25 protein-coding genes, 1 tRNA gene and 1 pseudogene are annotated in these 23,973 nt (G+C 73.9%); 12 read left to right on the top strand and 15 right to left on the bottom strand.

Annotated features, from left to right (window positions below; all coding sequences use genetic code 11):
• Positions 1–281: 281 nt before the first annotated feature.
• The gene (locus JKP76_RS02945; RefSeq protein WP_200489481.1) at positions 282–1,883 is read right to left on the bottom strand and encodes a phospholipase D-like domain-containing protein; all 1,602 of its coding nucleotides are present in this window, start codon (positions 1,881–1,883) and stop codon (positions 282–284) included.
• A gap of 74 nt (positions 1,884–1,957) precedes the next feature.
• Here JKP76_RS02945 and JKP76_RS02940 point away from each other — a divergent pair, with 74 nt between their 5' ends.
• The 3 genes from JKP76_RS02940 to JKP76_RS20175 are packed head-to-tail and all read left to right on the top strand — an operon-like array spanning position 1,958 to position 4,258.
• Positions 1,958–3,223 (top strand): aspartate kinase, encoded by a 1,266-nt coding sequence (locus tag JKP76_RS02940; RefSeq protein ID WP_200489480.1) that lies wholly within the window; start codon positions 1,958–1,960, stop codon positions 3,221–3,223.
• A complete protein-coding gene (locus JKP76_RS02935) occupies positions 3,220–4,026 on the top strand; it encodes an aspartate-semialdehyde dehydrogenase (RefSeq protein ID WP_242471164.1) in 807 nt (268 codons plus the stop codon). Before JKP76_RS02940 ends, JKP76_RS02935 begins: the two co-directional genes overlap by 4 nt.
• Positions 4,010–4,258, top strand: coding sequence for an Asd/ArgC dimerization domain-containing protein (locus tag JKP76_RS20175; protein WP_309232822.1), 249 nt, complete (start codon positions 4,010–4,012; stop codon positions 4,256–4,258). Before JKP76_RS02935 ends, JKP76_RS20175 begins: the two co-directional genes overlap by 17 nt.
• 56 nt (positions 4,259–4,314) lie before the next feature.
• Here JKP76_RS20175 and JKP76_RS02930 read toward each other — a convergent pair whose 3' ends face one another.
• From JKP76_RS02930 to JKP76_RS02920, 3 genes are all read right to left on the bottom strand, one after another.
• Positions 4,315–6,123: a prolyl oligopeptidase family serine peptidase gene (locus tag JKP76_RS02930; RefSeq protein WP_200489479.1), complete on the bottom strand. Its 1,809-nt coding sequence runs from the start codon at positions 6,121–6,123 to the stop codon at positions 4,315–4,317.
• A 61-nt stretch (positions 6,124–6,184) separates the two neighbouring features.
• Positions 6,185–6,261, bottom strand: a tRNA-Pro gene (locus JKP76_RS02925).
• A gap of 17 nt (positions 6,262–6,278) precedes the next feature.
• On the bottom strand, positions 6,279–6,929 hold the full coding sequence (locus JKP76_RS02920) for a metallophosphoesterase (protein WP_242471163.1): 651 nt from the start codon (positions 6,927–6,929) through the stop codon (positions 6,279–6,281).
• Positions 6,930–7,285: 356 nt separating this feature from the next.
• Here JKP76_RS02920 and JKP76_RS02915 point away from each other — a divergent pair, with 356 nt between their 5' ends.
• Entirely contained in the window at positions 7,286–7,738 is a 453-nt protein-coding gene (locus JKP76_RS02915; protein WP_200489478.1) for a GatB/YqeY domain-containing protein, read from the top strand.
• A gap of 6 nt (positions 7,739–7,744) precedes the next feature.
• Here JKP76_RS02915 and JKP76_RS02910 read toward each other — a convergent pair whose 3' ends face one another.
• The 4 genes and pseudogenes from JKP76_RS02910 to JKP76_RS02900 all read right to left on the bottom strand — a co-directional run bounded on the left by JKP76_RS02910 (position 7,745) and on the right by JKP76_RS02900 (position 12,388).
• Entirely contained in the window at positions 7,745–9,970 is a 2,226-nt protein-coding gene (locus tag JKP76_RS02910) for a transglycosylase domain-containing protein (protein ID WP_242471162.1), read from the bottom strand.
• A 228-nt stretch (positions 9,971–10,198) separates the two neighbouring features.
• Entirely contained in the window at positions 10,199–10,471 is a 273-nt protein-coding gene (locus JKP76_RS20170) for a hypothetical protein (RefSeq protein ID WP_242471161.1), read from the bottom strand.
• A 109-nt stretch (positions 10,472–10,580) separates the two neighbouring features.
• Positions 10,581–11,396 (bottom strand): annotated as a pseudogene (locus JKP76_RS02905) (ArsA family ATPase); the annotation flags it as partial.
• Positions 11,393–12,388, bottom strand: a complete 996-nt coding sequence (locus JKP76_RS02900; protein ID WP_309229410.1) for an ArsA-related P-loop ATPase — start codon at positions 12,386–12,388, stop codon at positions 11,393–11,395. The gene JKP76_RS02900 and the pseudogene JKP76_RS02905, both read right to left, overlap by 4 nt.
• A gap of 92 nt (positions 12,389–12,480) precedes the next feature.
• Here JKP76_RS02900 and JKP76_RS02895 point away from each other — a divergent pair, with 92 nt between their 5' ends.
• The 3 genes from JKP76_RS02895 to JKP76_RS02885 are packed head-to-tail and all read left to right on the top strand — an operon-like array spanning position 12,481 to position 13,906.
• Positions 12,481–12,651, top strand: coding sequence for a hypothetical protein (locus JKP76_RS02895; protein WP_091767663.1), 171 nt, complete (start codon positions 12,481–12,483; stop codon positions 12,649–12,651).
• On the top strand, positions 12,648–13,118 hold the full coding sequence (locus JKP76_RS02890; protein ID WP_200489476.1) for a RidA family protein: 471 nt from the start codon (positions 12,648–12,650) through the stop codon (positions 13,116–13,118). Before JKP76_RS02895 ends, JKP76_RS02890 begins: the two co-directional genes overlap by 4 nt.
• The gene (locus JKP76_RS02885) at positions 13,115–13,906 is read left to right on the top strand and encodes an NUDIX domain-containing protein (RefSeq protein WP_200489475.1); all 792 of its coding nucleotides are present in this window, start codon (positions 13,115–13,117) and stop codon (positions 13,904–13,906) included. Before JKP76_RS02890 ends, JKP76_RS02885 begins: the two co-directional genes overlap by 4 nt.
• A gap of 63 nt (positions 13,907–13,969) precedes the next feature.
• Here the strand turns inward: JKP76_RS02885 and JKP76_RS02880 are convergent, their stop codons facing one another.
• Both JKP76_RS02880 and JKP76_RS02875 read right to left on the bottom strand, forming a co-directional pair.
• Positions 13,970–14,644 carry a Crp/Fnr family transcriptional regulator gene (locus JKP76_RS02880; protein WP_091987614.1) on the bottom strand — a complete coding sequence of 225 codons (675 nt, stop codon included), beginning with the start codon at positions 14,642–14,644 and terminating at the stop codon, positions 13,970–13,972.
• Between the two features lie 150 nt (positions 14,645–14,794).
• Entirely contained in the window at positions 14,795–15,034 is a 240-nt protein-coding gene (locus JKP76_RS02875; RefSeq protein WP_200489474.1) for a hypothetical protein, read from the bottom strand.
• Positions 15,035–15,149: 115 nt separating this feature from the next.
• On the opposite strand from JKP76_RS02875, the gene nth reads away from it, so the two are divergent.
• The 5 genes from nth to JKP76_RS02850 are packed head-to-tail and all read left to right on the top strand — an operon-like array spanning position 15,150 to position 18,931.
• Entirely contained in the window at positions 15,150–15,950 is an 801-nt protein-coding gene (nth, locus tag JKP76_RS02870) for an endonuclease III (protein ID WP_309232821.1), read from the top strand.
• Entirely contained in the window at positions 15,950–16,519 is a 570-nt protein-coding gene (locus JKP76_RS02865; protein ID WP_200489472.1) for a TlpA disulfide reductase family protein, read from the top strand. The genes nth and JKP76_RS02865 overlap by 1 nt, the downstream gene beginning before the upstream one ends.
• Positions 16,516–17,283 carry a CoA pyrophosphatase gene (locus JKP76_RS02860; protein ID WP_309229412.1) on the top strand — a complete coding sequence of 256 codons (768 nt, stop codon included), beginning with the start codon at positions 16,516–16,518 and terminating at the stop codon, positions 17,281–17,283. Before JKP76_RS02865 ends, JKP76_RS02860 begins: the two co-directional genes overlap by 4 nt.
• The gene (locus tag JKP76_RS02855; protein WP_200489471.1) at positions 17,280–17,747 is read left to right on the top strand and encodes a cupredoxin domain-containing protein; all 468 of its coding nucleotides are present in this window, start codon (positions 17,280–17,282) and stop codon (positions 17,745–17,747) included. Before JKP76_RS02860 ends, JKP76_RS02855 begins: the two co-directional genes overlap by 4 nt.
• An 11-nt stretch (positions 17,748–17,758) precedes the next feature.
• Complete coding sequence (locus tag JKP76_RS02850) at positions 17,759–18,931, top strand: MarP family serine protease (protein ID WP_309232820.1); 1,173 nt, start codon at positions 17,759–17,761, stop codon at positions 18,929–18,931.
• 3 nt (positions 18,932–18,934) lie between these two features.
• Here the strand turns inward: JKP76_RS02850 and JKP76_RS02845 are convergent, their stop codons facing one another.
• The 5 genes from JKP76_RS02845 to JKP76_RS02830 all read right to left on the bottom strand — a co-directional run bounded on the left by JKP76_RS02845 (position 18,935) and on the right by JKP76_RS02830 (position 23,950).
• The gene (locus JKP76_RS02845; protein WP_200489469.1) at positions 18,935–19,861 is read right to left on the bottom strand and encodes an alpha/beta fold hydrolase; all 927 of its coding nucleotides are present in this window, start codon (positions 19,859–19,861) and stop codon (positions 18,935–18,937) included.
• Complete coding sequence (locus tag JKP76_RS02840; protein WP_309232819.1) at positions 19,858–20,370, bottom strand: phage holin family protein; 513 nt, start codon at positions 20,368–20,370, stop codon at positions 19,858–19,860. The genes JKP76_RS02845 and JKP76_RS02840 overlap by 4 nt, the downstream gene beginning before the upstream one ends.
• Before the next feature lie 153 nt (positions 20,371–20,523).
• Complete coding sequence (locus JKP76_RS23185; RefSeq protein WP_309232818.1) at positions 20,524–21,432, bottom strand: AMP-binding protein; 909 nt, start codon at positions 21,430–21,432, stop codon at positions 20,524–20,526.
• Positions 21,320–22,474 (bottom strand): AMP-binding protein, encoded by a 1,155-nt coding sequence (locus tag JKP76_RS02835; RefSeq protein ID WP_255522501.1) that lies wholly within the window; start codon positions 22,472–22,474, stop codon positions 21,320–21,322. Before JKP76_RS02835 ends, JKP76_RS23185 begins: the two co-directional genes overlap by 113 nt.
• 312 nt (positions 22,475–22,786) lie before the next feature.
• Positions 22,787–23,950: an acyl-CoA dehydrogenase family protein gene (locus JKP76_RS02830; RefSeq protein ID WP_200489468.1), complete on the bottom strand. Its 1,164-nt coding sequence runs from the start codon at positions 23,948–23,950 to the stop codon at positions 22,787–22,789.
• Between the last annotated feature and the right edge of the window lie 23 nt (positions 23,951–23,973).

Genomic DNA, 23,973 nt, shown 5'->3' with positions numbered 1-23,973 from the left:
CGAGGCGCGCTCCTCGGAGTGCCGGCCACCGCTCCGGGTCGACACGAGCGGCGTGGACATGGCTCTCCTGGAGGACGCGACCGGGGAAGGTGGGCGGCGGAGCCCACGGGCACGGCACCGCTCACGGCGGGGCGCGAGGCGACGAGACGCACCGTGCTCGGCTGACGACGGTAGGTGACCGAGCGGGCTCGGAGAAGGTGTGAGACGGACCGGTCCGCATCCGTGCTGGTCGGGGACCACCGTGATGTCGGTCACCGCGTGCCGGGGGAGTGCCCGCGCGGTCAGAAGCCCTTGCGCAGGCGCAGGCGCAGGCGCAGCGGGCGGCCGTCGGGATCGACCAGCAGCCGGTAGACCGGCGTGGCCCACAGCCGGGTGAGCCGGGAGAGCTTCTCCGGGCGGTGCGGTTGCAGGCGGCCGGGCGGGCGAGGGCCCTGCCGGCCACCCTCGTGCCACTCCGCCAGTGCGGCCGCGCGCGCCTCCAGGGTGTCGACGAAGCGCTGCACGTCGATCGCCAGCTCGTCCTCGGCGCCGTCGGGATCGAGGTCCAGGTGCTCGCGGGCGAGCGCGAGGCGCAGGTCCCGGGCGAACACCCGCGCACCGTCGCCGGCACCACCCGGGTCGAGGGGTTCCCGCGCATCGCGCGTCGTGTCGAGCACCGCCGTGGACAGCTCGCTGTCATGGGTCCAGGAGCGCCGGTTGAAGTTGTCGCTGCCGATGCTGGCCCACACGTCGTCGACGACGCAGACCTTGGCGTGCACGTAGACCGGCGTCCCCTCGTGGTTCTCCACGTCGAAGACGTGCACCCGCTCCTTGCCGCCGGCCCGCACGCAGAGGTCGATCGCCTGCCGGCGGCCCACGTACTGGGGCGTCGCGTTGAACGAGCCCTCCTGGTCCGGCAGCCGGGGGACCACCACCACCAGGTGCAGGTCGGGGTTGGCCTCGAGAGCGTCGGCGAACAGCTGGGCCACCTCGGCCGACCACAGGTACTGGTCCTCCAGGTAGATCAGCCGGCGGGCCCTCCTGATCGCCTTCGTGTAGCCCCGCGCGACCGACCGTTCGCCCTCGGGCGCGAAGTCGTAGGCGGGTCGGATCTTCGGGTAGGTGCGCAGCGTCTGCGCCAGGTGCGGCCCGCACTCCGCCGGCGGCGGCAGCTCCGGCGGCAGCGGTGAGGGGTCCAGCCGGGCCCGCCGGAACCGGTCGACCAGGTAGGCGATCGGGTTGCCGCTGTCGGGATTGGTGGGGTCGTCCCAGCGTTCCCGGAACACCGTCTCCAGCACCGCGACGGCCGGGCCGCGGATCTCTGCCTGCACGTCGTGCCAGGGAGGGGTGCGGCCGTAGGCGTCCGACATCCGCACCGCCTGCGGGTCCCCGCCGTGCGCGGCGTCGTCCCGCCGGCTGTGGCACAGGTCGATCCCCCCGGCGAAGGCGACGTCGCGGGACGGATCGCCGGGGCTGCGGACGAGCACCAGCTTCTGGTGGTGGCTGCCCGCCCGCCGCACCCGCTGGTCGAGCACGATCTTGCCGCCGTCCTCCTCGATCTCCCGGTCCAGCGCCCGGTTCTCCTCCTTGCTGAAGGACATCGCGTCGGTGTGCGAGCGCCAGACCAGCCCCCGGACATCCACCCCGCGCCGGGACGCCGCGCTGAACAGCTCGTCGACGGTGGGCCCGTCGGCGCGGAGCCGCTGGTCGGGATCGCCGCGCCAGTCGGTGAACCACAACCGGTCGCCCTCGCCCAGCTGCTGCACGACCTCGACCAGCCGGTCGAAGTACGCGGCGCCGTGCAGGAGGGGGCGGACGAGGTTCCCCGACGTCCACGCGGGGAGGGGGGTGCCCGGGTTCCCGCGCTCCTCCGAGGTCAGCAGCCAGCGCGACGGGTCGTCCACCGGCCGATCCCACCCTGCGGGAACGGCGGACGCAACCGCCGGCGCCTGCGCCGACGTCGGTAGCCTGTGGACCCGTGGCCCTCGTCGTCCAGAAGTACGGCGGCTCCTCCGTCGCCTCCGCAGCACACATGAAGCGTGTCGCCGAGCGGATCGTCGCCGCCAAGCAGAACGGCGACGACGTCGTCGTCGTGGTCTCCGCGATGGGGGACAGCACCGACGAGCTGCTCGACCTCGCCGGGCAGATCACCGACGAACCGCCCGGTCGCGAGCTCGACATGCTGCTGACCGCGGGCGAGCGCATCTCCATGGCGCTGCTCGCGATCGCCATCTCGACCCACGGCTACGAGGCGCGCTCGTTCACCGGCTCGCAGGCCGGCGTCATCACCACCGGCAGCCACGGCAAGGCCCGGATCATCGACGTCACGCCCGGCCGGCTGCGCTCCGCGCTGGACGAGGGCTCGATCGTCATCGTCGCCGGCTTCCAGGGCGTCAGCCAGGACACCAAGGACATCACCACGCTCGGCCGCGGTGGCTCCGACACCACGGCCGTCGCAGTCGCCGCCGCGCTGAACGCCGACGTCTGCGAGATCTACACCGACGTCGACGGCGTCTTCACCGCCGACCCGCGCATCGTCCCGAACGCCCAGCGGCTCGACACCATCACCTACGAGGAGATGCTCGAGCTCGCCGCGTCCGGGGCGAAGGTGCTCATGCTCCGCTGCGTCGAGTACGCCCGCCGCTACGGCATCCCCGTGCACGTCCGCAGCTCCTACTCACAGCTCCCCGGCACGATCGTGTCCGGCTCGATGGAGGACCTCCCGGTGGAACAGGCGATCATCACGGGCGTCGCGCACGACCGCTCCGAGGGCAAGATCACCGTCTACGGGGTGCCGGACCGGCCGGGCGAGGCCGCCCAGCTCTTCCGCGTCCTGGCCGACGCCGAGGTCAACATCGACATGATCGTGCAGAACGTGTCGACGGCCGCGGACAAGCTCGCCGACATCTCCTTCACGCTGCCCAAGGGCGACGGCCCCACCGCGCTGGCCGCCCTGGAACGGGTGAAGCACACCGTCGGTTACACCGACGTGAGCTTCGACCAGCACATCGGCAAGGTGTCGCTGGTCGGCGCCGGCATGCGCTCGCACCCGGGCGTCTCCGCCAAGTTCTTCGGCGCGCTCGCCGACGCCGGCGTGAACCTCGAGCTCATCAGCACCTCGGAGATCCGCATCTCCGTGGTCTGCCGCGACACCGACGTCGACATCGCCGTCCGCGCGGTGCACGACGCCTTCGACCTCGGCTCGGACGTCGAGGCCGTCGTCTACGGAGGGACCGGACGATGACCATGCGCCCGCTCAACGTCGGGATCGTCGGCGCGACCGGCCAGGTCGGCGCGGCCATGCGCTCGATCCTGGCCGAGCGCGACCTGCCGATCGCCTCGATCCGCTTCTTCGCCTCCGCCCGCTCCGCCGGCAGCACGCTGCCGTGGGGCGACGGCGAGATCACCGTCGAGGACGCCGCCACCGCCGACCCCACCGGCCTGGACGTCGCGCTGTTCTCCGCCGGTGCGACCACGTCGCGCGCGCAGGCCCCCCGGTTCGCCGAGGCCGGCGTCACCGTCATCGACAACAGCTCCGCGTTCCGCCGCGACCCGGAGATCCCGCTGGTCTGCAGCGAGGTCAACCCCGGCGACATCGCCAAGGCGCACGGCCGGATCATCGCCAACCCGAACTGCACCACCATGGCCGCGATGCCGGTGCTCAAGCCGCTGCACGACGAGGCCGGCCTGGTCCGCATCATCGCCAGCACCTACCAGGCGGTCTCGGGTTCGGGCATCGCCGGCGTCCGGGAGCTGCACTCGCAGGCCCGCGCCGTCGTCGACAAGGCCGACGAGCTGGCCTACGACGGCTCCGCGGTCGAGTTCCCAGCGCCCGCCACGTACGTCGCGCCGATCGCCTTCAACGTGCTGCCCATGGCGGGTTCCGTCGTCGACGACGGCAGCTTCGAGACCGACGAGGAGCAGAAGCTCCGCAACGAGAGCCGCAAGATCCTCGGCATCCCCGACCTGCGCGTCTCGGGCACCTGCGTGCGGGTGCCCGTCTTTCACCGGCCACTCGCTGTCGCTGAACGTGGAATTTCAGCGTGAGATCAGTGTCGAGCGGGCCACCGAGCTGCTGGCCGCAGCACCCGGCGTCGAGCTCTCCGAGGTCCCGACCCCGCTGCACGCCGCCGGCCGCGACCCGAGCTACGTGGGCCGCATCCGGCAGGACGGCGAGCGCGGCCTCGCGCTGTTCGTCAGCAACGACAACCTGCGCAAGGGCGCCGCGCTCAACACCATCCAGATCGCCGAGCTCATCGCATCGTCACGCTCCGCGTGACACCGCGACCAGGAGCCGTGCCCCGGGTGCGCTGAGCGCGTCCCCGTCGCGGTTGCTCACGGCTTGACGTGCTGGAGGGCGAAGGCGAGGGCGACCTCGACCTGGCGGATGGTCTCCTCGATGACCAGCGAGCCGTGGCCGGCGTCGAAGCGGTAGACCTCGTGCTCCTTGCCGAGCTCGGCCAGCCGGGCCAGGTAGTTGTCGATCTGCCGGATGGGGCAGCGGGGGTCGTTGGCGCCCGCGACCACCAGCACCGGGGCGGCGACGGCGTCGACGTAGGTGATCGGCGAGGAGCGCACGTACACGTCGCGCACCTCGTCCGGTGAGCCGCCGAACAGCGCGCGGTCGTAGGCCCGCAGGCCCTCCATCTCGTCCTCGTAGGCGGCCAGGTAGTCCGCCACCGGCACCTCGGCGATGCCGGCCGCCCAGCGCTCCGGCTGGGTGCCCAGGCCGAGGAGGGTGAGGAAGCCGCCCCACGAGCCGCCGGTCAGCAGCGCGCGGGCCGGGTCGACGATCCCCTCGGCGACCAGGGCGTCGTAGACGGCGCCGATGTCCTCCAGCTCGGTCAGGCCCGGACGGCCGGTGAGCGCGTCCCGCCAGGCCGAGCCGTAGCCCGTGGAGCCCCGGTAGTTGACGTGGACGACGGCGTAGCCCGCGTCCACGTAGGCCGCACGGCGGGCGCGGTAGGAGTCGTCGTCGGCCGCCTCGGGGCCGCCGTGCACGAGGAACGCGGTCGCGTACGGCCCGTCGCCGGCCGGGCGCACCAGCAGCGCGTGGATGTCCCCGCCCGGGCCGGGCACCCAGCGGTCCTCGACCGGGTAGGCCGCGGGCGGCTCCTCCTCGCTCACCGAGAGGACGACGGGCCCGTCCGCGCGACGGATCACCGGCGGCAGCTCGGCGTTGGACCAGGCCAGCTCCACCGTTCCGTCCGGGCGCGCGGTGGCCCCGCGGACGACGCCGGTCGGCGTGTCCAGCTTCTCCAGGGCCCCGCTGGCCAGGTCGTAGCGGTAGAGCTCGGTGCGGGCGGCGTGGTCGTGGCCCACCAGCAGCGCGCTGCCGTCGGGGTACCAGCCGGCCGAGACGTCGCCGGGCAGGTCCAGGTCGAGCTCGGTCTCGGTGCCGGTCGCGACGTCCCAGATCAGCAGCTCCTCGCGGCCGCGGCGCTCGTGGCCGACCAGCAGCCGGGTGTCCCCGGGCAGCGGCGCGAACTCCGAGGCGTGCAGGCCCAGGCCCTCGCCGTCCCACTTCTCGGCGACGACGGCCGGCGCCTCCTCGGTGGTGTCGGCGGTCCGCAGCACGCGCAGCGCCGGGTAGCGCGGGTCGCCGTGCTCGGAGTGCGAGATGACCAGCAGGTCGCCGTCGTGGGTGAGGGCGTCGACCGACGCCGGGTCGGGGTGCCGGTAGACCACCCGCGGGTCGGCGCCGCGGGGGCAGAGCCACAGCTCGCTGCCGTCGTCGGTGGAGCGCCCGATGGCCACCACGTCGTCGCCGAGCTCCAGGCCCGCCGGGTAGGCCGGCCCGACCTCGGGGACGGCGACGACGTCGGGGCCGCCGGCGAAGGGCTGGGTCATCCAGACGCCGAACTCGTCGCCGTCGGTGTCGGCGAACCACCAGATCGTCTCGCCGTCGGGGCTCAGCGTGCCGATGAGCGTGCCGTTCGGCCGGTCGGTGACCTGGCGGTGGGTGCCGGTCGAGCGGTCCCACGCGTACTGCTCGATGACGCCGCTGACGTCGGAGGCGTAGAGGTTGCGGTGCGGGGCGTCGAACGCCCAGTCCGGCAGCGACACCCGCGGGGCGCGGAAGCGCGCCTGCCAGCGGGCGGTGACCTCGGGGGGAAGGGCGGGGGCGGTCGGCTCGGACGTCACCGCACCATCTTGCCCCTGACCGGAAACGACTCAGGGGCCGCCATCGGCGGCCCCTGAGTGCTGGTCGGGGTGACAGGATTTGAACCTGCGGCCTCGTCGTCCCGAACGACGCGCGCTACCAAGCTGCGCCACACCCCGAGGTGCGCTGGACGAGTCTAGCGCTCCCCGCTCGCGCCCCGACCGGCGGGGGCGGCGGCGGCTGCGGCCTCCCGCGCGACGAGGGTGAGCAGCGTGGCCTCGGGCGGGCAGGCGAAGCGGACCGGGGCGTAGGGGCTGGTCCCGAGACCTGCCGAGACGTGCAGCCACGTGCCGTTCGGGCGCTCGGCGTCCGGCTCCGCCCAGCGGTGCAGCCAGCGCACCCGGTCGCGGTCGATGCCGCAGTTGGTGACCAGCGCGCCGTAGAAGGGCACCCGGAGCTGGCCGCCGTGGGTGTGCCCGCACAGCATCAGGTCGTAGCCGTCGGAGGCGAACCGGTCGAGCACCCGCGGCTCGGGGGAGTGCGCCAGGCCCAGGCGCAGATCGGCGGAGCGGTCGGCGGGCCCGGCGACGACGTCGTACCGGTCGCGCTTGAGGTGCGAGTCGTCGACACCGGCGAGCGCGATCCGCCGGTCGCCGACGACGAGCTCGCCGGCGCCGTTGGTGAGGTCCAGCCAGCCGCGGTCGCGCATGCCGTCGCGCAGGTCCCGCCAGGGCAGCTCGTCGCCGTGCACCCGCTTGTGGCTGGGGAAGAAGTACTTGAACGGGTTCTTCGGCCGGGGCGCGTAGTAGTCGTTGCTGGCCAGGACGAAGGCGCCCGGCCGGTCCATGAGGGGGTCCAGCGCCCGCAGCGTGCCCGGGACGGCGTCGAAGCCGGCCAGGTTGGTCGCCGGTGTTGATGACCAGGTCCGGCTCGAGGGCGGCCAGAGCTGCGACCCACTCCTGCTTGGACCGCTGGGTCGCGGTCATGTGCAGGTCGGACAGGTGCAGGACGGTCAGCGGCGCGGAGCCCGGCGCGAGCACCGGCACCTCGAAGCGGCGCAGCGTCCAGCGGGTGCGCTCGTAGAGGCTCGCGTAGGCGATCGTGCCGGCGCCGGTGGCGGCGAGGGCTGCGGGGACGGTGTACCAGCGCACACCGGGGAGCCTACGGGCGCGGGCCCGCGGGCCGCCGTGCCAGGCTGGGAACGTGAGTGACCTGAAGAAGCAGCTGCGCGACGACCTGACCACCGCCATGAAGGCCCGCGACGAGCTGCGCACCGCGACGCTGCGCATGGTGCTGACCGCCGTGAGCGCGGAGGAGGTCTCCGGCAAGGAGGCCCGCGAGCTCGACGACGACGAGGTGCAGGCGGTGCTGCGCCGCGAGGCGAAGAAGCGCAAGGAGGCCGCGGAGGCGTTCGCCGGGGCCGGCCGGGCCGAGCAGGCCGAGCGCGAGCGGGCCGAGGGTGAGGTGCTCGCCGGCTACCTGCCGGCCCAGCTGGAGGACGCCGACCTGGCCGCGATCGTCGCCGACGTGATCACCCGCACCGGGGCCTCCGGCATGAAGGACATGGGCAAGGTCATGGGCGCGGCGAACGGCGTCGTCGCGGGTCGGGCCGACGGCGGGCGCGTGGCCGCCGAGGTGCGCCGCCAGCTCGGCTGAGCCGGCTCAGGGCGCCGGCGGGGGCTCGGGTGCCGGCGGCGGCTCGGGCGCCGGCTCGCCCGGCTGGGTGCGGGGCCCTCCGCCCGGGCCCTGCGGCCCACCCGGAGCGGGTGGCTGGGGCTGGGGCTGCTGCTGCGGTTGCTGGGTGGGGTCGGGCTGCTGCGTCGGCGACGGCGTCTCGACCGGCCGCGGCCCGGCGCTGACCAGGATCGCCACCGGCTCCCGCACGTAGGCCTGCTGACCGACCGCCGGGCTGGTGCCCAGGAAGGTGCCGCGGGGGGAGTCGCTCTCCACCGTGCGGCTGGTGACCTGCAGGCCGGCGGCGGTGAGGGCCTGCTCGCACTCGGCGGGGGAGGAGCAGCTCGGCACCGGAACGCTGCGGCCGTTGAGCACCTGCGGGTCCGGCGGGGCGAACGGCACGTTCGGCTGGGCGCTCAGGATCGGCGCCATGGCGTCGTGCCAGATGGTGGCCGGCTTGTTGCCGCCGAAGCCGCCGACGTCCTGGTTCTCCTTGGGGTTGAGCACCATCACGCTGGCCGCGTACTGCGGGGTGTAGCCGACGAACGCCACCGAGAAGTTGTTCTGCGAGGTGCCGGTCTTGCCGGCGATGTCGACGCCCGGGACGGCGGCCCGGGTGCCGGTGCCCTCCGGGCTCATGACGTCACCCTTGAGGATGTCGTTCAGCGTGGTGGCCACGCCCGGCGGGATCGCCTCCGGGGTGCAGGCGTTGCCGGCCCACACCGGCGTGCCGTCGTCCTTCTCGAGCGGCTCACCGAAGCGGTCCAGCACGCCATCGATCGGCGTGGGCGGGCAGGCCGTGCCGTTGGCCGCCATGGTGCCGTAGGCGCTGGCGAGGTCCAGCGGGCTGGTGGCCTCCGACCCGAGGGTGAACGAGCCGCGGCGCTCGGCGATGATCTGGTCGGCCACCGGGTCGAGGGACCGCAGCCCCATCGCCTGGGCCATCCGCACCGGCTGCTCGACGCTGCCCAGCTGGTCGAGCAGGGCCAGGAAGTAGGTGTTGGACGAGCGCACCAGGGCGCCGCGCATGTCGAGCGTGTCCGGGTAGTTGCCCACGTTCTGCACGCAGTACATGCCGCGCGCGTTGGTGCCGTTGCGGTCGGCGCCGCAGCTGGGGCCGCGGAAGATCCGGGAGGTGTAGCGGTCGCCCGGGGTGGAGATCGTCGTGGTCGCCGGGATGCCCTCGGCGAGCGCTGCGGCGGCGGTGAAGACCTTGTACGTCGAACCCGCGCCCTGGCTGGCGCGGGCGTTCAGGATGACCGACTCGCACTCCTGGCCGTCACAGCCGAAGCGCCGGTTGACGCTCATCGCCAGCAGCTTGCCGGTGCCCGGCTCCAGTGCGGTGTACATGCCGGCGAGGGGGTCGCCCATGGGCAGCGTGTTGAGCACCGCCTGGTCCCCCAGCACCTGCATGTCCGGGCGCAGCGTGGTCTGGATGGTCAGCCCGTCGGTCTTCAACTGGCTCTCGGTGAGGCCGAGCTCCCCGGTGAGGTAGTTGACGGCGTAGGCGCAGAAGAAGCCGCCGATGGTGGCGTCGATGCAACCGTTGGCCGGGGGGATGCCGGGCGCGACCTCGACGGGGGTGGCCGCGATCTCGGTGTACTGCTGCTCGGTGATGTGCCCGAGGTCGAACATCCGCTTCAGCACCTGGTTGCGCCGCGTCTGCGCGTTCTCCGGGTTGTCGATCGGGTCGTCGAGGAACGGGCTCTGCACCAGCCCGGCGAGCATCGCCGCCTGCGGGAGCGTCAGGTCGCGCGCGTCGACGCTGAAGTAGCGCTGGGCCGCGGCCTGGATGCCGTAGGCGCCCTTCCCGAAGTACACGATGTTCAGGTACCGGGTGAGGATCTCGTCCTTGTCGTAGGTCTCCTCGAGCGCGAGCGCCAGCCGCGCCTCGCGCAGCTTGCGCGCCGGCGTCTGCTCGGTGGCCGCGGTGCGGGCCTCGGCGGTGTCCGCCGTCTGCAGCAGCGTCTGCTTGACCAGCTGCTGGGTGAGGGTCGAGCCGCCCTCCTGCACCGAGCCCGCGACCAGGTTCTTCACCAGCGCGCGCATCGTGCCCTGCACGTCGAGCCCGTTGTGGTCGTAGAAGCGCGAGTCCTCGATGTCGACCAGCGCCTGCTTCATCACGTCGGCGATCTCGTCCGAGGCAACGGGCGTCCGGTTCTTGTCGTACAGGTTGGTGATCAGCTGCCCGTCGGCGGCGAGCACCTTCGTCATCCCGGCCGGCGTCGCAGTCGGTCAGCTCCACCGGCAGCGCGTCGAGCAGGTTCGCCGAGTTGCGGGCGACCAGCCCGCCGCCCCCGACCCACGGCAGCAGGAGACCGGCCACGAGCACCCCGGCGACGACGATCGTCAGGGCGAGCTTGGCGAGCAGGCGGGTGCGGAGGCGGGCGTTGTCCGACATCGCCGCCCAATGTACGGCGCGGGGCCGACAGGAACCCCGGCTCAGCCTCGGCGCGCGGGGAGGATGCGCGTGCGCGGCGTGCCGGTCGGCGTGTCCCCGTCGGCGCCGGTCAGCGCGTCGGCCATGGTGCGCAGCCCGTCCAGGTCGTGGACGTCGCCGGCAGCGGCCGGCACGGTGCGGACGGCGACCTCCGGGTGGGCGCTGGTGAACCGGTCGGCCAGGTGCTGCTCGCGCGCGGCCAGCGTCATCCGCTCGGCGTGCACCCGCAGTGCCGCCGCGGCCAGCGGCGCGTCGGGCCCACCGGCCTCCAGCACCTCCTCGGCCGCGGGCCTCGGCGCGGGTGGCCGACAGCGCGGCGGTGGCCGGCGGGTGGGTGCGGTTCACGACCAGCCCGGCCAGCGGCATCTCGTCGGCGGAGAGCCGGTCGACGAAGTAGGAGGCCTCGCGCAGCGCGTCCGGCTCCGGGGAGGCGACGACGACGAACGACGTCCCCGGCTTGCGGAGCAGCTCGTAGGTGGCGGTGGCCCGCTCGCGGAAGCCGCCGAACATGGTGTCCAGCGCGGCGACGAACGCGGAGATGTCGCGCAGCAGCTGGCCGCCGAGGATCTTCGACACGATCCGGCTGAACAGCAGGAAGCCGGCGCTGGCGAACTTGAAACCGGCCCGGCTGGGCGCCATGAGCAGCCGGATCATCGTGCCGTCGAGGAAGCGGCTCATCCGGTTCGGGGCGTCGAGGAAGTCCAGCGCCGACCGCGACGGCGGGGTGTCGACGACGATGAGGTCCCACTGGTCGCTGGCCCGCAGCTGCCCCAGCTTCTCCATCGCCATGTACTCCTGCGTCCCGGAGAACGACGAGCTCAGGGTCTGGTAGAAGGGGTTGTCCAGGACCTGCTGGGCCCGCTCGGGCGTCGAGTGCGCGGCGACGACGTCGTCGAACGTCCGCTTCATGTCCAGCATCATCGCGTGCAGCTCGCCCGGGGCCCCCGGGACGTCGACCCGCCGCGGCTCGTTGTCGAGCTCGGTCAGGCCCAGCGACTGCGCCAGCCGGCGGGCCGGGTCGATGGTGAGGACGACGACGCTGCGGCCGGCCTCGGCGGCGGCCAGGGCGAGCGCGGCCGACGTCGTCGTCTTGCCGACGCCGCCGGCGCCGCAGCAGACGACGATCCGGGTCGCCGGGTCGGCGATCAGCGCGCCGAGGTCGAGCGCGGGTGCCTGCGGGCGGGGCCGGGCGGCGGTCACGCGGCGACGTCCTCGGCGAGCAGGTGCTCCTCGAGCCGTCCGGCGAGCTCGAACAGCGAGCCGAGGTCCACCGGGCCGGTGAGCAGCGGCAGCTCGACCGTGGGCTGGCCGAGCGCCTCGACGTCGTCGCGCAGCGCGTCCTGAGCGGCCCAGCGGCGGGCGTGCTCGACGGTTTGGGTGGCCAGCGCCTCGGCGACCGCGCCGTCGCCGGGCAGGTGCGCGGCGGCCAGCGCGGGGGCGAGGTCGGCGCCGGTGAGCCCGTCGTCCGCGGCGCGGGCGAGGTCAGCGGGCGGGAGCACGGGCTCGGTGGCCAGGTTGACGATCACCGAGCCGATCGGCAGCCCGGCCTCGCGCAGCTCGGCGATCGCGTCGGCGGTCTCCTGCACGGGCATGTCCTCGAGGATCGTGACCAGGTGGACGGCGGTCTGCGGCGACTTCAGCACCGCCATCACGCCGTCGCTCTGGGTCTTGATGGGGCCGGAGCGGGCCAGCTGCGACATCTCGCCGGTGACGCCGAGGAAGCGCGTGATCCGGCCGGTGGGCGGCGCGTCGACGACGACGGCGTCGTAGACCGGGTGGCCGTCCTTGCGGCGGCTGACCGCCTCCTTGATCTTCCCGGTGATGAGCACGTCGCGCAGGCCCGGGGCGATGGCCGTGGCGAAGTCGATCGCGCCCATCTTGCGCAGCGCCCGGCCGGCGCGGCGCAGGTTGTAGAACATGTCGAGGTAGTCCAGCAGCGCCTCCTCGACGTCGATGGCCAGCGCGCGCACCTCGCCGCCGCCGCGGGCCACGGCCACGCGGCGCTCCTCGTAGGGCAGCGGCGCGGTGTCGAACAGCTGGGCGATGCCCTGGCGGCCCTCGGTCTCGACGAGGAGCACCGAGCGCCCGTCGGCCGCGAGTGCGAGCGCCAGCGCCGCCGCGACGGTGGTCTTCCCCGTCCCGCCCTTGCCGGTGACGACGTGCAGGCGCGCGGACGAGGGGTCGGGGCTCACCGCTCCAGCGTAGGAGCAGGTCGGTCGCCCGGCCCGGCGCAGCCGGGGACGCATGCTCGGCGGGCGCCGCCCGCTGCGCTAGCGTCGCGCGCATGACGGAATCGGCACGCCAGCGCTGGGAGTACGCCACCATCCCGCTGCTCATCCACAACACCAAGGCGATCCTCGACTCCTGGGGCGTGGACGGCTGGGAGCTGGTCACCGTGCTCCCCGGCCCGAGCGGGTCCGACCAGCTCGTCGCGTACCTCAAGCGCCCGGCGTGACGGCGCCCGCGGGCGGCTGGCACGCCCGGCTCGCCGAACTGGGCATCCGGCTGCCGCCCGTGGCCGCGCCGGTCGCCGCGTACGTGCCGGCCGTGCGCACCGGGTCGCTGGTGTTCACCTCCGGCCAGCTGCCGTTCGTCGACGGCGGGCTGCGCCGCACCGGCAAGGTCGGCGGCTCGGTCGACGTGGAGGCCGCGGCCGCCGACGCCAAGGTGTGCGCGCTCAACGCCCTCGCCGCCGTCGACGACCTGGTGGGCCTGGACGAGGTGGCCCGCGTGGTGCGGGTGGTCGGCTACGTGGCCAGCGCGGAGGGCTTCACCGGCCAGCCGCGGGTGATCAACGGCGCCAGCGAGTTCCTCGCGAAGATCTTCGGGGACGCCGGCCGGCACGCCCGCAGCGCCGTCGGCGTCGCCGAGCTGCCGCTGGGCTCCCCGGTCGAGGTCGAGCTGACGGTCGAGCTGCGATGAGCGCCGACATCCGGCACGCGGCCACCGTCCTCGTCGTCCGCGACGGCGATCCCGGCCTCGAGGTGTACCTGCTGCGGCGCACCAAGGGCATGCCGTTCGCCGGCGGGATGACCGCCTACCCAGGTGGCGGCGTCGACGAGCGCGACGCCGACACCGAGATCGGCTGGGCCGGCCCGACGCCCGCCGAGTGGGCGGCCGCTTTCGGCTGCGACGAGCGGCTGGCCCGCGAGCTGGTCTGCGCCGCGGTGCGGGAGACCTTCGAGGAGGCCGGCGTCCTGCTGGCCGGGCCCGCCGAGGGTGCGGTCGTGCCGGACGTCTCCGGCGACGACTGGGAGCAGCAGCGCCAGGCGCTGCTGCGCCGCGACCTGTCGCTCACCGAGCTGCTCGCCGGCCGCGGCCTGGTGCTGCGCTCGGACCTGCTACGCCCCTTCGCGCACTGGATCACCCCGCCGATGGAGTCCCGCCGCTACGACACCAAGTTCTTCGTGGCGGCGCTGCCGGCCGGGCAGGAGGCGCGCGACGTCTCCGGGGAGGCCGACGAGGCCGCCTGGCTCTCGCCGGCCGCCGCGCTGGCCGAGCACCACGCCGGGACCCGGCCGATGCTGCCGCCGACGTCGCACACGCTGTCCCAGCTGGGCCGGTTCGCCGACGTCTCCGCCGCGCTCGCCGGCTCCCCGCCGGACCCGATCGAGCCGATCCTGCCCGAGTTCGAGCAGACCGACGAGGGCCGCTTCGCAGTCCTGCCCAACGGGGAGAAGGTCCCCCTGGTGGCTATGACGAAGAAGTAGGGCATCGAACGACAGAGGCCCGGAACCGTGACGGTTCCGGGCCTCTGGCGTTCAACGCTCAGGTCACCTCGCGCGGCGGCGCAGGCGCTCCTCGTCGAGGACGACGACCGACTTGCCCTGCAGCTGGATCCAGCCGCGGTGCACGAAGTCGGCCAGCGCCTTGTTGACCGTCTCGCGGGAGGCGCCGACGAGCTGGGCCAGCTCCTCCTGGGTGAGGTCGTGCTTGACGCGCAGGCCGTCGCTCTCGCGGTTGCCGAAGCGGTCGGCCATCTGCAGCAGCGCCTTGGCCACGCGGCCGGGGACGTCGGTGAAGATCAGGTCGGCGACGGAGTCGTTGGTGCGGCGCAGGCGGCGGGCCAGCACGCGGAGCAGCTGCTCGCCGATCTCCGGGTGCGCCTCGATCCACGGGCGCAGCACCGACTGCGGCATGCGGGCCAGGCGGACGTCGGTGACCGCGGTCGCCGTCGCCGTCCGCGGGCCGGGGTCGAAGACCGACAGCTCGCCGAACTGGTCGGAGGGGCCCATTACGGCCAGCACGTTCTCGCGGCCGTCGGGGGCGCGGCGGGAGAGCTTGATCTTGCCCGTCATCACGATGTAGAGGCTGTCGCCGGGCTCGCCCTCGTTGAAGACGACGCGGCCGCGGGGGAGCGTGACGATCTCGAGCCGGCTGAGGACGGGGTCCACCGCGTCTTCCGACAGCCCCTGGAAGAGCCCCGACTGGGCCAGCACCTCGTCCACTGCACGTCCTTTCCCACTGCTGCTCGACGGGCGCATTGCTCCCGTGTCCGCAGCGAGTCTAGGGGCCTGTGCCCCGGGTCACCCGTTCGGTGGCACCCGGTGTCCCCCCTGCGAGCGAGTGCGCCGGCTCACAGGCGCCCCGGCCGGGGGTCAGACCAGCGGGGGGTTCGTGGTGCTCGCGCCGCCTTTGCGGCGGCGTCGCCAGCGGAACAGCGCCCGGCGGATGCCCGAGGAGGCCAGCGTGTCGACCTCGTCGGCGGTGGCGGTGTCGAGGAACTCGCCGACCTCGCGCGGCGAGGCGGGACGGCGCAACGGCTCCTCGACGCGCTCCATGACGAGCAGGAAGGCGATCAGCAGGGGCGGGAAGAGGATGACGCTCAGCGCGACCACGGCGACCTCCTCCCGACCTCGTGCGACGCGTCGCCGGCCCGCGGGACGCGGGATCGGCCGTTCTCGATTCTGGCACGACCGCTCCCTGTCAGCCGGGCCGCCTACGCTCGGTCGCGTGTCCGCCCCCGCTCCGTCGCCGGCCTACGCGCGCCCGGTCAAGCCCCGCCGGCCCACGAAGGCCGCCCGCACGGGGGCCTCCCCCTTCGATCCGGGCGAGACCCCGCTCGGTCGCACCCGCCGGGCCCGGCGCATGGCGCGCGAGCTGGCCGTCATCCACCCCGACGCGCACTGCGAGCTGGACTTCACGAACGCCTTCGAGCTGCTCGTGGCCACCGTGCTGTCCGCGCAGACGACGGACAAGATGGTCAACAAGGTCACCCCGCGGCTGTTCGCCCGCTTCCCGGACGCGCACGCCCTCGCCGGTGCCGACCGCGCCGAGCTCGAGGAGATCCTCAAGCCCACCGGCTTCTTCCGCGCGAAGACGAACTCGGCCCTCGGGCTGGCGCAGGCGCTGGTGGAGCGGTTCGACGGCGAGGTGCCCGGCCGGATGGCCGACCTCGTCACGCTGCCCGGCGTCGGGCGCAAGACGGCCAACGTCGTCCTCGGCAACGCGTTCGGCATCCCCGGGCTCACCGTCGACACGCACTTCGGCCGGCTGGTGCGCCGCTTCGGCTGGACCGAGGAGGAAGACCCGGTCAAGGTCGAGGCGCAGATCGCCGAGCTGATCCCGAAGAAGGAGTGGACCGACTTCTCCCACCGCGTGATCTTCCACGGCCGGCGCGTGTGCCACGCCAAGAAGGCCGCGTGCGGGGCATGCGGGCTGGCGCAGTGGTGCCCCTCCTACGGCATCGGCCCGGTCGACCCCGAGGTCGCCGGGAAGCTGGTCAAGACCCCCGCGGCCTCGGACACCGAGTGATGCGCGTCCGGTTCCTGGGGCTCGCCGCGCTGCTCGCCCTCACCGCCTGCACCGGTGACGACGCCGACGACGCCGCCCCCTCGCGCACCCTCGCCGACGCCACCGCCCTGGAACCATGCCCCGAGCAGCCGGACCAGCCGGCCGCGGGCGCGGCGACCCTGCCCCCGCTGGTCTTCGACTGCCTGGGCGGGGGCTCGCTCGACCTCGGACGGGCACCGGGCGTCCCGACGCTGGTCAACCTGTGGGGCAGCTGGTGCGCGCCCTGCCGCACCGAGCTGCCGCTGATCCAGGAGTTCGCGACGGCGGCCGGCGACCGGGTCCGCGTGCTCGGCGTCATCAGCAAGGACGGTGCGCCGCAGGCCGACTCGCTCGCCGCTGATCTGGGGATCACGTTTCCGGGTGCCTTCGACGGGGACGGTGAGCTCATGGACGAGCTCGGCATCAACGCGCTGCCGTTCACCTATTTCCTCGACGCCGACGGCGCGCTGGTGCACACCGAGGTCGGTCAGGTGACCTCGGTCGAGGAGCTGCGCACCCTCGTCGCCGAGCACCTCGGGGTGCAGCTGTGAGCGCAGCGGACCACGTCCGCACCGACGGGGTGCCCGAGTACCTGCGGCGGCTGCTGGACGCCGCCGACGACCTGCCCCTGGCCCGCCGGATGCCGGAGCCCTCGGCCACCGCCCGGCGCGCGGCCGTGCTGATCCTGTTCGGCGAGGGCCCGGCCGGCCCGGACCTGCTGTTCATCGAGAAGTCCGCGCACCTGCGCAGCCACGCCGGCCAGCCCGCCTTCCCCGGTGGCGGGGCCGAGGCCGGTGACGACTTCCCGATCGGCACCGCGCTGCGCGAGGCGCACGAGGAGGCCGGCATCCACCCCGAGAGCGTGCGCGTGCTGGCCACGCTGCAGGAGCTCTACCTGCCGCCGTCGAACCGGCTCGTGGTGCCGGTCGTCGGCTGGTGGGACGACCCGCGGGACGTCACCGTCGGCGATCCGCACGAGGTGGCCCGCGTGGCCCGGGTGCCGCTGGCCGAGCTGGTCGACCCGGCCAACCGCTACCGGCTGCGCCACCCGTCGGGCTACATCGGCCCGGCCTTCGCCGTCGCCGACATGGAGGTGTGGGGCTTCACCGCCGGGCTGGTCGACACGATCCTGGAGGCCGCCGGCCTGACCCGGCCGTGGGACCAGCGCGACGTCCGCACGATGGGCGCGGCCCGGCCGAAGCGGTACACGCTGCCCGGCTCCGGGGACGACGACCCGGCCGGCGACGCCGCCGCGCCGACGGTGGCCGATCCCGCGCCCGACGGCCCGCCGACGCGTACGGTCCCTCCCCGATGAGGGCGGGCGCGAGGCGGCGGACGGCGGCGCTGTGCGCCGGGGCGGTGCTCGCGGTCGGGGCGCTCACCGGCTGCGGGGGCGACGACGGCGGGGACGGCGGCGGGGGCGACGGGACGTCGGCCTCGACCGAGGTTCTCGGGGTGGTGACCATCGCCGAGGACGGCGTCCAGGAGGTCACGATCCGGACCCAGGACGACTACGTCTTCACCCCGGACACCTTCACCGTCGCGCCGGGGAAGGTGCGGCTGACGGTGGTCAACGCCGCCGACGAGATGACCCACAACCTGAAGTTCGACGAGGGCGAGGGGCCCGAACCGATCGGCGCCGGCATCGACTTCCTGGCCCCCGGCCAGGAGCTGACCATCGACTTCGAGGTCGCCGTGCCCGGCGACCACCCGTTCACCTGCACGTTCCACACCCAGCTCGGCCAGGTGGGCACCATGACGGTGAGCCAGGGGGGCTGACCGTGTCGCTGGTGGACGTGGTGCTGATCGTGCTGGCGATGGCCTTCGCGCTGTCCGGGTTCCGGCAGGGGCTGCTCGTGTCGGCCACCTCGATCGCCGGTTTCCTGGGCGGCGCGGTGCTCGGCGCCCAGCTGTCCGGGCCGGTCGCCGAGCGGATCGACGGCTCCAGCGTCACCCGGGTGTTCGCCGCGCTCGTCGTCGTCCTCGCCGGGGCGCTGCTCGGGCAGATCCTGGCCGGGGCGATCGGCCGGGCGGTCCGGCGCACGGTGACCTGGGAGCCGGCGAAGATGCTGGACTCGGTCGCCGGTGCCGTCGTCTCCGCGGCCGCCGTCCTGCTGGTCGCCTGGATGGTCGCCTCGCCGCTGGCCAGCTCGCCGTTCCCGCAGGTGGCCGCGCAGGTGCGGCAGTCGGCGCTGGTGCAGGCCGTCGACAGCACCGTGCCCTCCGGCGTCCGGTCGGTCTACGACAGCCTCCGCGAGGCCATCGACCGGCGGGGGCTGCCCGACGTGCTCGACCCGCTCACCCCGACACGGGTCCGCGACGTGCCGGCGCCGGACCCCGCGCTCGAGGGCAGCCAGGTCGTCACCTCCGTGCGCGGCTCGGTCGTCAAGATCACCGGGATCGCGCCGTCCTGCTCGCGGCAGATCGACGGCTCCGGCTTCGTCTACGCGCCGGAGCGGGTCATGACCAACGCGCACGTGCTCGCCGGGGTCACCGAGCCCACCGTCGAGGCCGAGGGCGAGGAGTACGACGCGACGCCGGTGTACGTGGACGAGGCGATCGACGTCGCCGTCCTGCTCGTGCCGGGCCTGCCGCAGGTGCCGCTGACGCTCACCACGGCGCCGGCCGCGGCCGGGGACGACGCGATCATCATGGGCTACCCCGGGGGCGGGGACTTCTTCGTCGGTGCCGCGCGGATCCGCGACCAGGGCGACATCAGCGGGCCGGACTTCCGGGGCAGCCGCACCGTCGTCCGCGACGTGTACGCGCTGTTCGGCACCGTGCGGGCCGGCAACTCCGGCGGCCCGCTGCTCGCGCCCGACGGCCAGGTGCTCGGCGTGGTCTTCGCCTCGGCGATCGACGACCCGGACACCGGCTACGCGCTCACCGGCGCCGAGGTCGAGGACGCTGCACTGGCCGGCACGACCGCCCGCGCGACCGTCGGGACCGGCCCCTGCGAGTGAGCCTCAGCGGGCCCAGTCGGCGATGGCCGCGCTGATCTCGTCGGGGGCCTCCTCGGGGAGGAAGTGCCCCCGACCGGGCAGCTCGCGCCACTCGTAGGCACCGGCGACGTAGCGGCCCGAGCCCGCCGCGGTGGCCGGCAGCACGCACCCGTCGAGCTCGCCGTGCAGCTGCAGCGTCGGCGCGGAGATCGGCGCGGCCATCCGCCGGGCGTACCGCAGGCCGTCGGGCCGCAGCTGCGAGCGGCCCGCCCAGCGGAAGTACTCCATCGAGCCGTAGGCGGCCTGCGGGATGCGGGCGGCGGAGCGGTACCGGTCGACGGCCTCGGCGAAGCCGGGCGCCTGCGTCCACGCCGGGCCCGACCAGTCGCGCAGCAGCTCGGCCACCGGGTCGTCGTCGGCACGGGTCAGCCGGCGCTCGGGCAGCCGCGGGAGCTGGGCGCCCAGGAAGTAGCGGAACGCCCGCCGTTGCGCGGCGTCGGCCATCCCGGCGCGCAGCCGGCGCGGATGCGCCATGGACAGGACGACGAGGCGGCGGACGCTGCGCGGGTGCAGCGCGGCCGTCGTCCAGGCGACCAGGGCACCCCAGTCGTGCCCGACCAGCACGGCGTCCCGCTCGCCCAGGGCGCGCACCAGCGCGGCGACGTCGGCCGCCGCGGTGGGCAGGTCGTAGCCGCGCGGCGGCTTGTCGCTCGCGCCGTAGCCGCGCAGGTCGGGCGCGACCACGCGGAAACCCGCCGCGGACAGGGCGGTGAGCTGGGCCCGCCAGGCCCACCAGAACTGCGGGAAGCCGTGCAGGAGCAGCACCAGCGGACCCTCGCCCGCCTCGGCGGTGTGCAGCGAGATGCCGTTGGCCGAGACGTCCCGGTGGGTCCACGGCCCCGGCAGCAGGACGCTGGTCGCGTCCGGCTGCCCGTCCGGCGGGACGGTCACCGCCGGCTCAGAGCTTGTAGGACTCGTTGCCGCGCAGCGCGACCTTGCCGCCGCTCACCTCGGGCACGGCCCGGTGCCGCTGGCCAGGAGCCTCGCGGTGCAGCACGTCCGGCAGGTCGGAGAGGGGTCTCCAGCGTGCGCTCGGGCTTCTCGATCTTGGAGATCAGGCGCTTGCCCACCAGCGCGAGGAGCCCGGCCAGCAGCAGCAGGAAGACCCACACCAGCAGGTAGGACAGCCACCGGGGGAGGCCGATCGCGGTCAGCCCCTCGGCCAGCGCGATGAAGACGAAGAACATCGAGAAGCCCGCGACCACCGCGGCGGCGCCGAACAGGCCACCACCGATGCCGGCCTTCTTCGCGGACTTGCCGACCTCGGCCTTGGCCAGCTCGATCTCGGCGCGGACCAGGGTGGACATGTCGGCCATCGCGCTCTGGACGAGGGCCCCGACCGAGGGCTCCTCGGCTCCGGCGGTCGTCCCGAGCGGGGTCGGCGACACACTGTGGGCCACGGGTGGCTCCTCCTTCGTCGGGTCGTGCGGATCAGCGTTCCTGACCAGGGGAATGGTGCCCCACGGCGGACCGGGGCGCGCCCTCGCGTCCCCCGACGGGTCACCCCCCGAGGGCAGACATGGCCATTTCTGCCCTCGGGGGGAGCCGGCGGGTCAGTCCTCCGCGGGGGCGGCGGGCAGCTTCTCCTTGATCAGGTTCATCACCGACGAGTCGGTGAGCGTGGTGACGTCGCCGAGCTCGCGGTTCTCGGCGATGTCGCGGAGCAGCCGCCGCATGATCTTGCCCGACCGCGTCTTGGGCAGCTCCTGCACGACCATGATCTGGCGCGGCTTGGCGATCGGCCCGATGTCCTTGCCGACGTGCGTGCGCAGCGTCTGCACCAGCTCGTCGCCGGAGTCCACCCCGCTCTCGCGGAGGATCACGAACGCCACGATGCCCTGGCCGGTGGTCGGGTCGGTGGCGCCGACGACCGCCGCCTCGGCGACCGCGGGGTGCCCGACCAGCGAGGACTCCACCTCCGTCGTGGAGATCCGGTGCCCCGACACGTTCATCACGTCGTCCACCCGGCCGAGCAGCCAGATGTTGCCGTCGGCGTCCTTCTTGGCGCCGTCGCCGGCGAAGTAGACGTTCTTCCCGAACCGCGACCAGTAGGTGTCCACGTAGCGGTCGTCGTCGCCCCAGATGGTGCGCAGCATCGACGGCCACGGCTCGGTGAGCACGAGCAGGCCGGTCGAGTCGTCGGCCAGCTCGTTGCCCTCGTCGTCGACCACCTTCGCCGCGATGCCGGGGAAGGGCACCTGCGCCGAGCCCGGGACCAGCGACGTGACGCCCGGCAGCGGGTTGATCATGTGGCCGCCGGTCTCGGTCTGCCACCAGGTGTCGACGATCGGGCAGCGGCCGCCGCCGATGTGCTCGTGGTACCAGAGCCAGGCCTCGGGGTTGATCGGCTCACCCACCGAGCCCAGCACCCGCAGGCTGGACAGGTCGAAGCCGGCCGGGATCTCCGCGCCCCACTTCATGAAGGTCCGGATCACCGTCGGGGCGGTGTAGAGGATGGTCACGCCGTACTTCTGGATCAGCTCGAACCAGCGGCCGCGGTGCGGGGTCTCCGGGGTGGCCCTCGTACATCACCGACGTCGCCCGGTTGGAGAGCGGGCCGTAGACGATGTAGCTGTGGCCGGTCACCCAGCCGACGTCGGCCGCCGTCCAGAAGACGTCCTCGTCCGGCTTGAGGTCGAAGCTCGCCCAGTGGGTGAAGCTCACCTGGGTCAGGTAGCCGCCGGAGGTGTGCAGGATGCCCTTGGGCTTCGCCGTCGTCCCGGACGTGTACATGATGTAGAGCGGGTGCTCGGCGTCGAAGAACTCGCAGGTGTGCTCGGTCGACTGCCGGCCCACCACGTCGTGCCACCACAGGTCGCGGCCCTCGGTCCACTCCACGTCCTGCTCGGTGCGCTTCACGACGAGCACGTTGCGGACGCCGGGGGAGCGGCCCACCGCGTCGTCGACCGCGGGCTTGAGCGCGCTGGGCGCGCCGCGGCGGTACCCGCCGTCGGCGGTGATGACGAGGACGGCGCCGGCGTCGTCGATGCGGCTGGCCAGGGCGTCGGCGGAGAAGCCGCCGAAGACCACCATGTGGACGGCGCCGATCCGGGCGCAGGCCAGCATCGAGATGACCGCCTCGGGGATCATCGGCAGGTAGATCGCGACCCGGTCCCCGGCCTGCACGCCGAGCTCGACCAGCGCGTTCGCCGCGCGGCTGACCTCGTCCTTGAGCTGGGCGTAGGTGATCGTCCGGGTGTCGCCGGGTTCGCCCTCCCAGTGGTAGGCGACCTGCTCGCCGTGGCCGGCCTCGACGTGCCGGTCCACGCAGTTGTAGGCGACGTTGAGCTTCCCGCCGACGAACCACTTGGCGAACGGCGGGTTGCTCCAGTCGAGCACCTCGTCCCACGGCCGCTCCCAGGACAGCCGGCCCGCCTGCTCGGCCCAGAAGCTCAGCCGGTCGGCCGCCGCCCGCTCGTAGACCTCGGGACCGACGTTGGCCCGGGCGGCGATCGCCTCGGGCGGCGGGAAGGTGCGGCTGCCGGTCGGGGTCGTCTCGCTCATGCCCTACCTCCGTGTCCGGCGCCGCCCGGATCGGCGGCGCAGCGTGGCTCAGGTCACCGTATGGCCTCCCGTGCCCGCCCGTCTGCCCCGGGACGGCGGGCGGCGGGATCCGTGCGGCGGCCGGTCAGAGCGGCCGGGTGCGCACGCCGGAGCAGGACGCCCTCCTCGAGCGCCTGACCGGCGCCGCTGATCCGGCTGCCGACCCCGGGAGGGGCTTTCGGTACCGAAAGTCCCGACGGGATGGGGACTTTCGGTACCGAAAGTCCCGATGGGAGGGGGACTTTCGGTACAGAAAGTCCCGGGAGGGGGTGGTCAGGAGGAGCGCGGCACGTCCTGGAACGGGACGTCGCGGTCCACCTCGGGTTCGCGCGGCAGGCCGAGCAGCCGCTCGCCGATGATGTTCCGCTGGATCTGGTCGGTGCCGCCGCCGATCGAGGTGAAGTAGGCGTTCATCGAGGCGAAGTTGGCGTCGTCGCCGTCGGGGTGCTCCGGGCCCTCGAGCAGCGCCTGCGCCCCGACGATCGCTGACTGCACGCGGCCGGTCTCGTGCACGATCCGCGACATCGCCAGCTTGCCCAGCGACGCCAGCGGGGAGGAGCCGCCCTGCTCGGCCTGGGCCAGCGCCCGCTGGTTGGTCCAGCGGTTGACCGAGCGCAGGGCGAACACGCGCGCGATGTCGCGGCGGAGCAGCACGTCGCCGGCCCGGCCGTGGCGCTTCGCCAGCTCGGGCAGGTCGGCCTCCGCGCGCCCGTTCGCGCGCGTCATCGCCCCCAGGTTGGTGGAGCCCAGCGCGACCCGCTCGAAGGCCAGCGCGGTGAGCAGCACCCGCCAGCCCTGCCCGGGCCCGCCCAGCAGGTTGGCGGCCGGCACCCGCGCGCCGGTCAGGAAGACCTCGTTGAAGTGCGCCTCGCCGGTGATCTGCCGCAGCGGCCGGACCTCGACACCGGGCTGGTCCATCGGGAGGAAGAAGAAGCTCAGGCCGCGGTGCTTGGGCACGGCCGGGTCGGTGCGGGCCAGCAGCATCCCGTAGTCGGCGCCGGCGGCGTTCGACGTCCACACCTTCTGGCCGTCGACGACGTACTCCTCGCCGTCGCGCACCGCGCTGGTGCGCACGCCGGCGAGGTCGGAGCCCGCGCCCGGCTCGCTGTAGAGCAGGCACATCCGCACCCGGTTCTCCAGCAGGGGGCGCAGCAGCCGGGCGCGCAGCTCGTCGGTGCCGAAGGTCAGCAGGGTGCCCGCCCACAGGTTGGTCCGGTCCTGCCCGCTGCCGGGGGCGCCGGCCCGGGCGAACTCCGCCTCGACGATCCGCGCCTGCGCCTCGTCCAGCTCCCGGCCGAACGCCGCGCGCGGCCAGCGCGGCACCGCGTACCCGGCGTCGACGACGGCGGCGGTCCACGCGGCCCGGTCGGCGGCGGGGTCCCAGTGCGCGGCCAGCCAGGCGCGGACCTCGTCGCGGAGCTGTGCGTCGCTGCTCATCCCGCCGTCCTACCAGGTCCCGG

Origin of the sequence: Blastococcus sp. TML/C7B (assembly GCF_016612845.1) — a bacterium.
Lineage (GTDB): Bacteria > Actinomycetota > Actinomycetes > Mycobacteriales > Geodermatophilaceae > Blastococcus.
The sequence above is the reverse complement of the archived record's forward strand: the minus strand, read 5'-3'. Positions and strand labels throughout refer to the sequence as shown.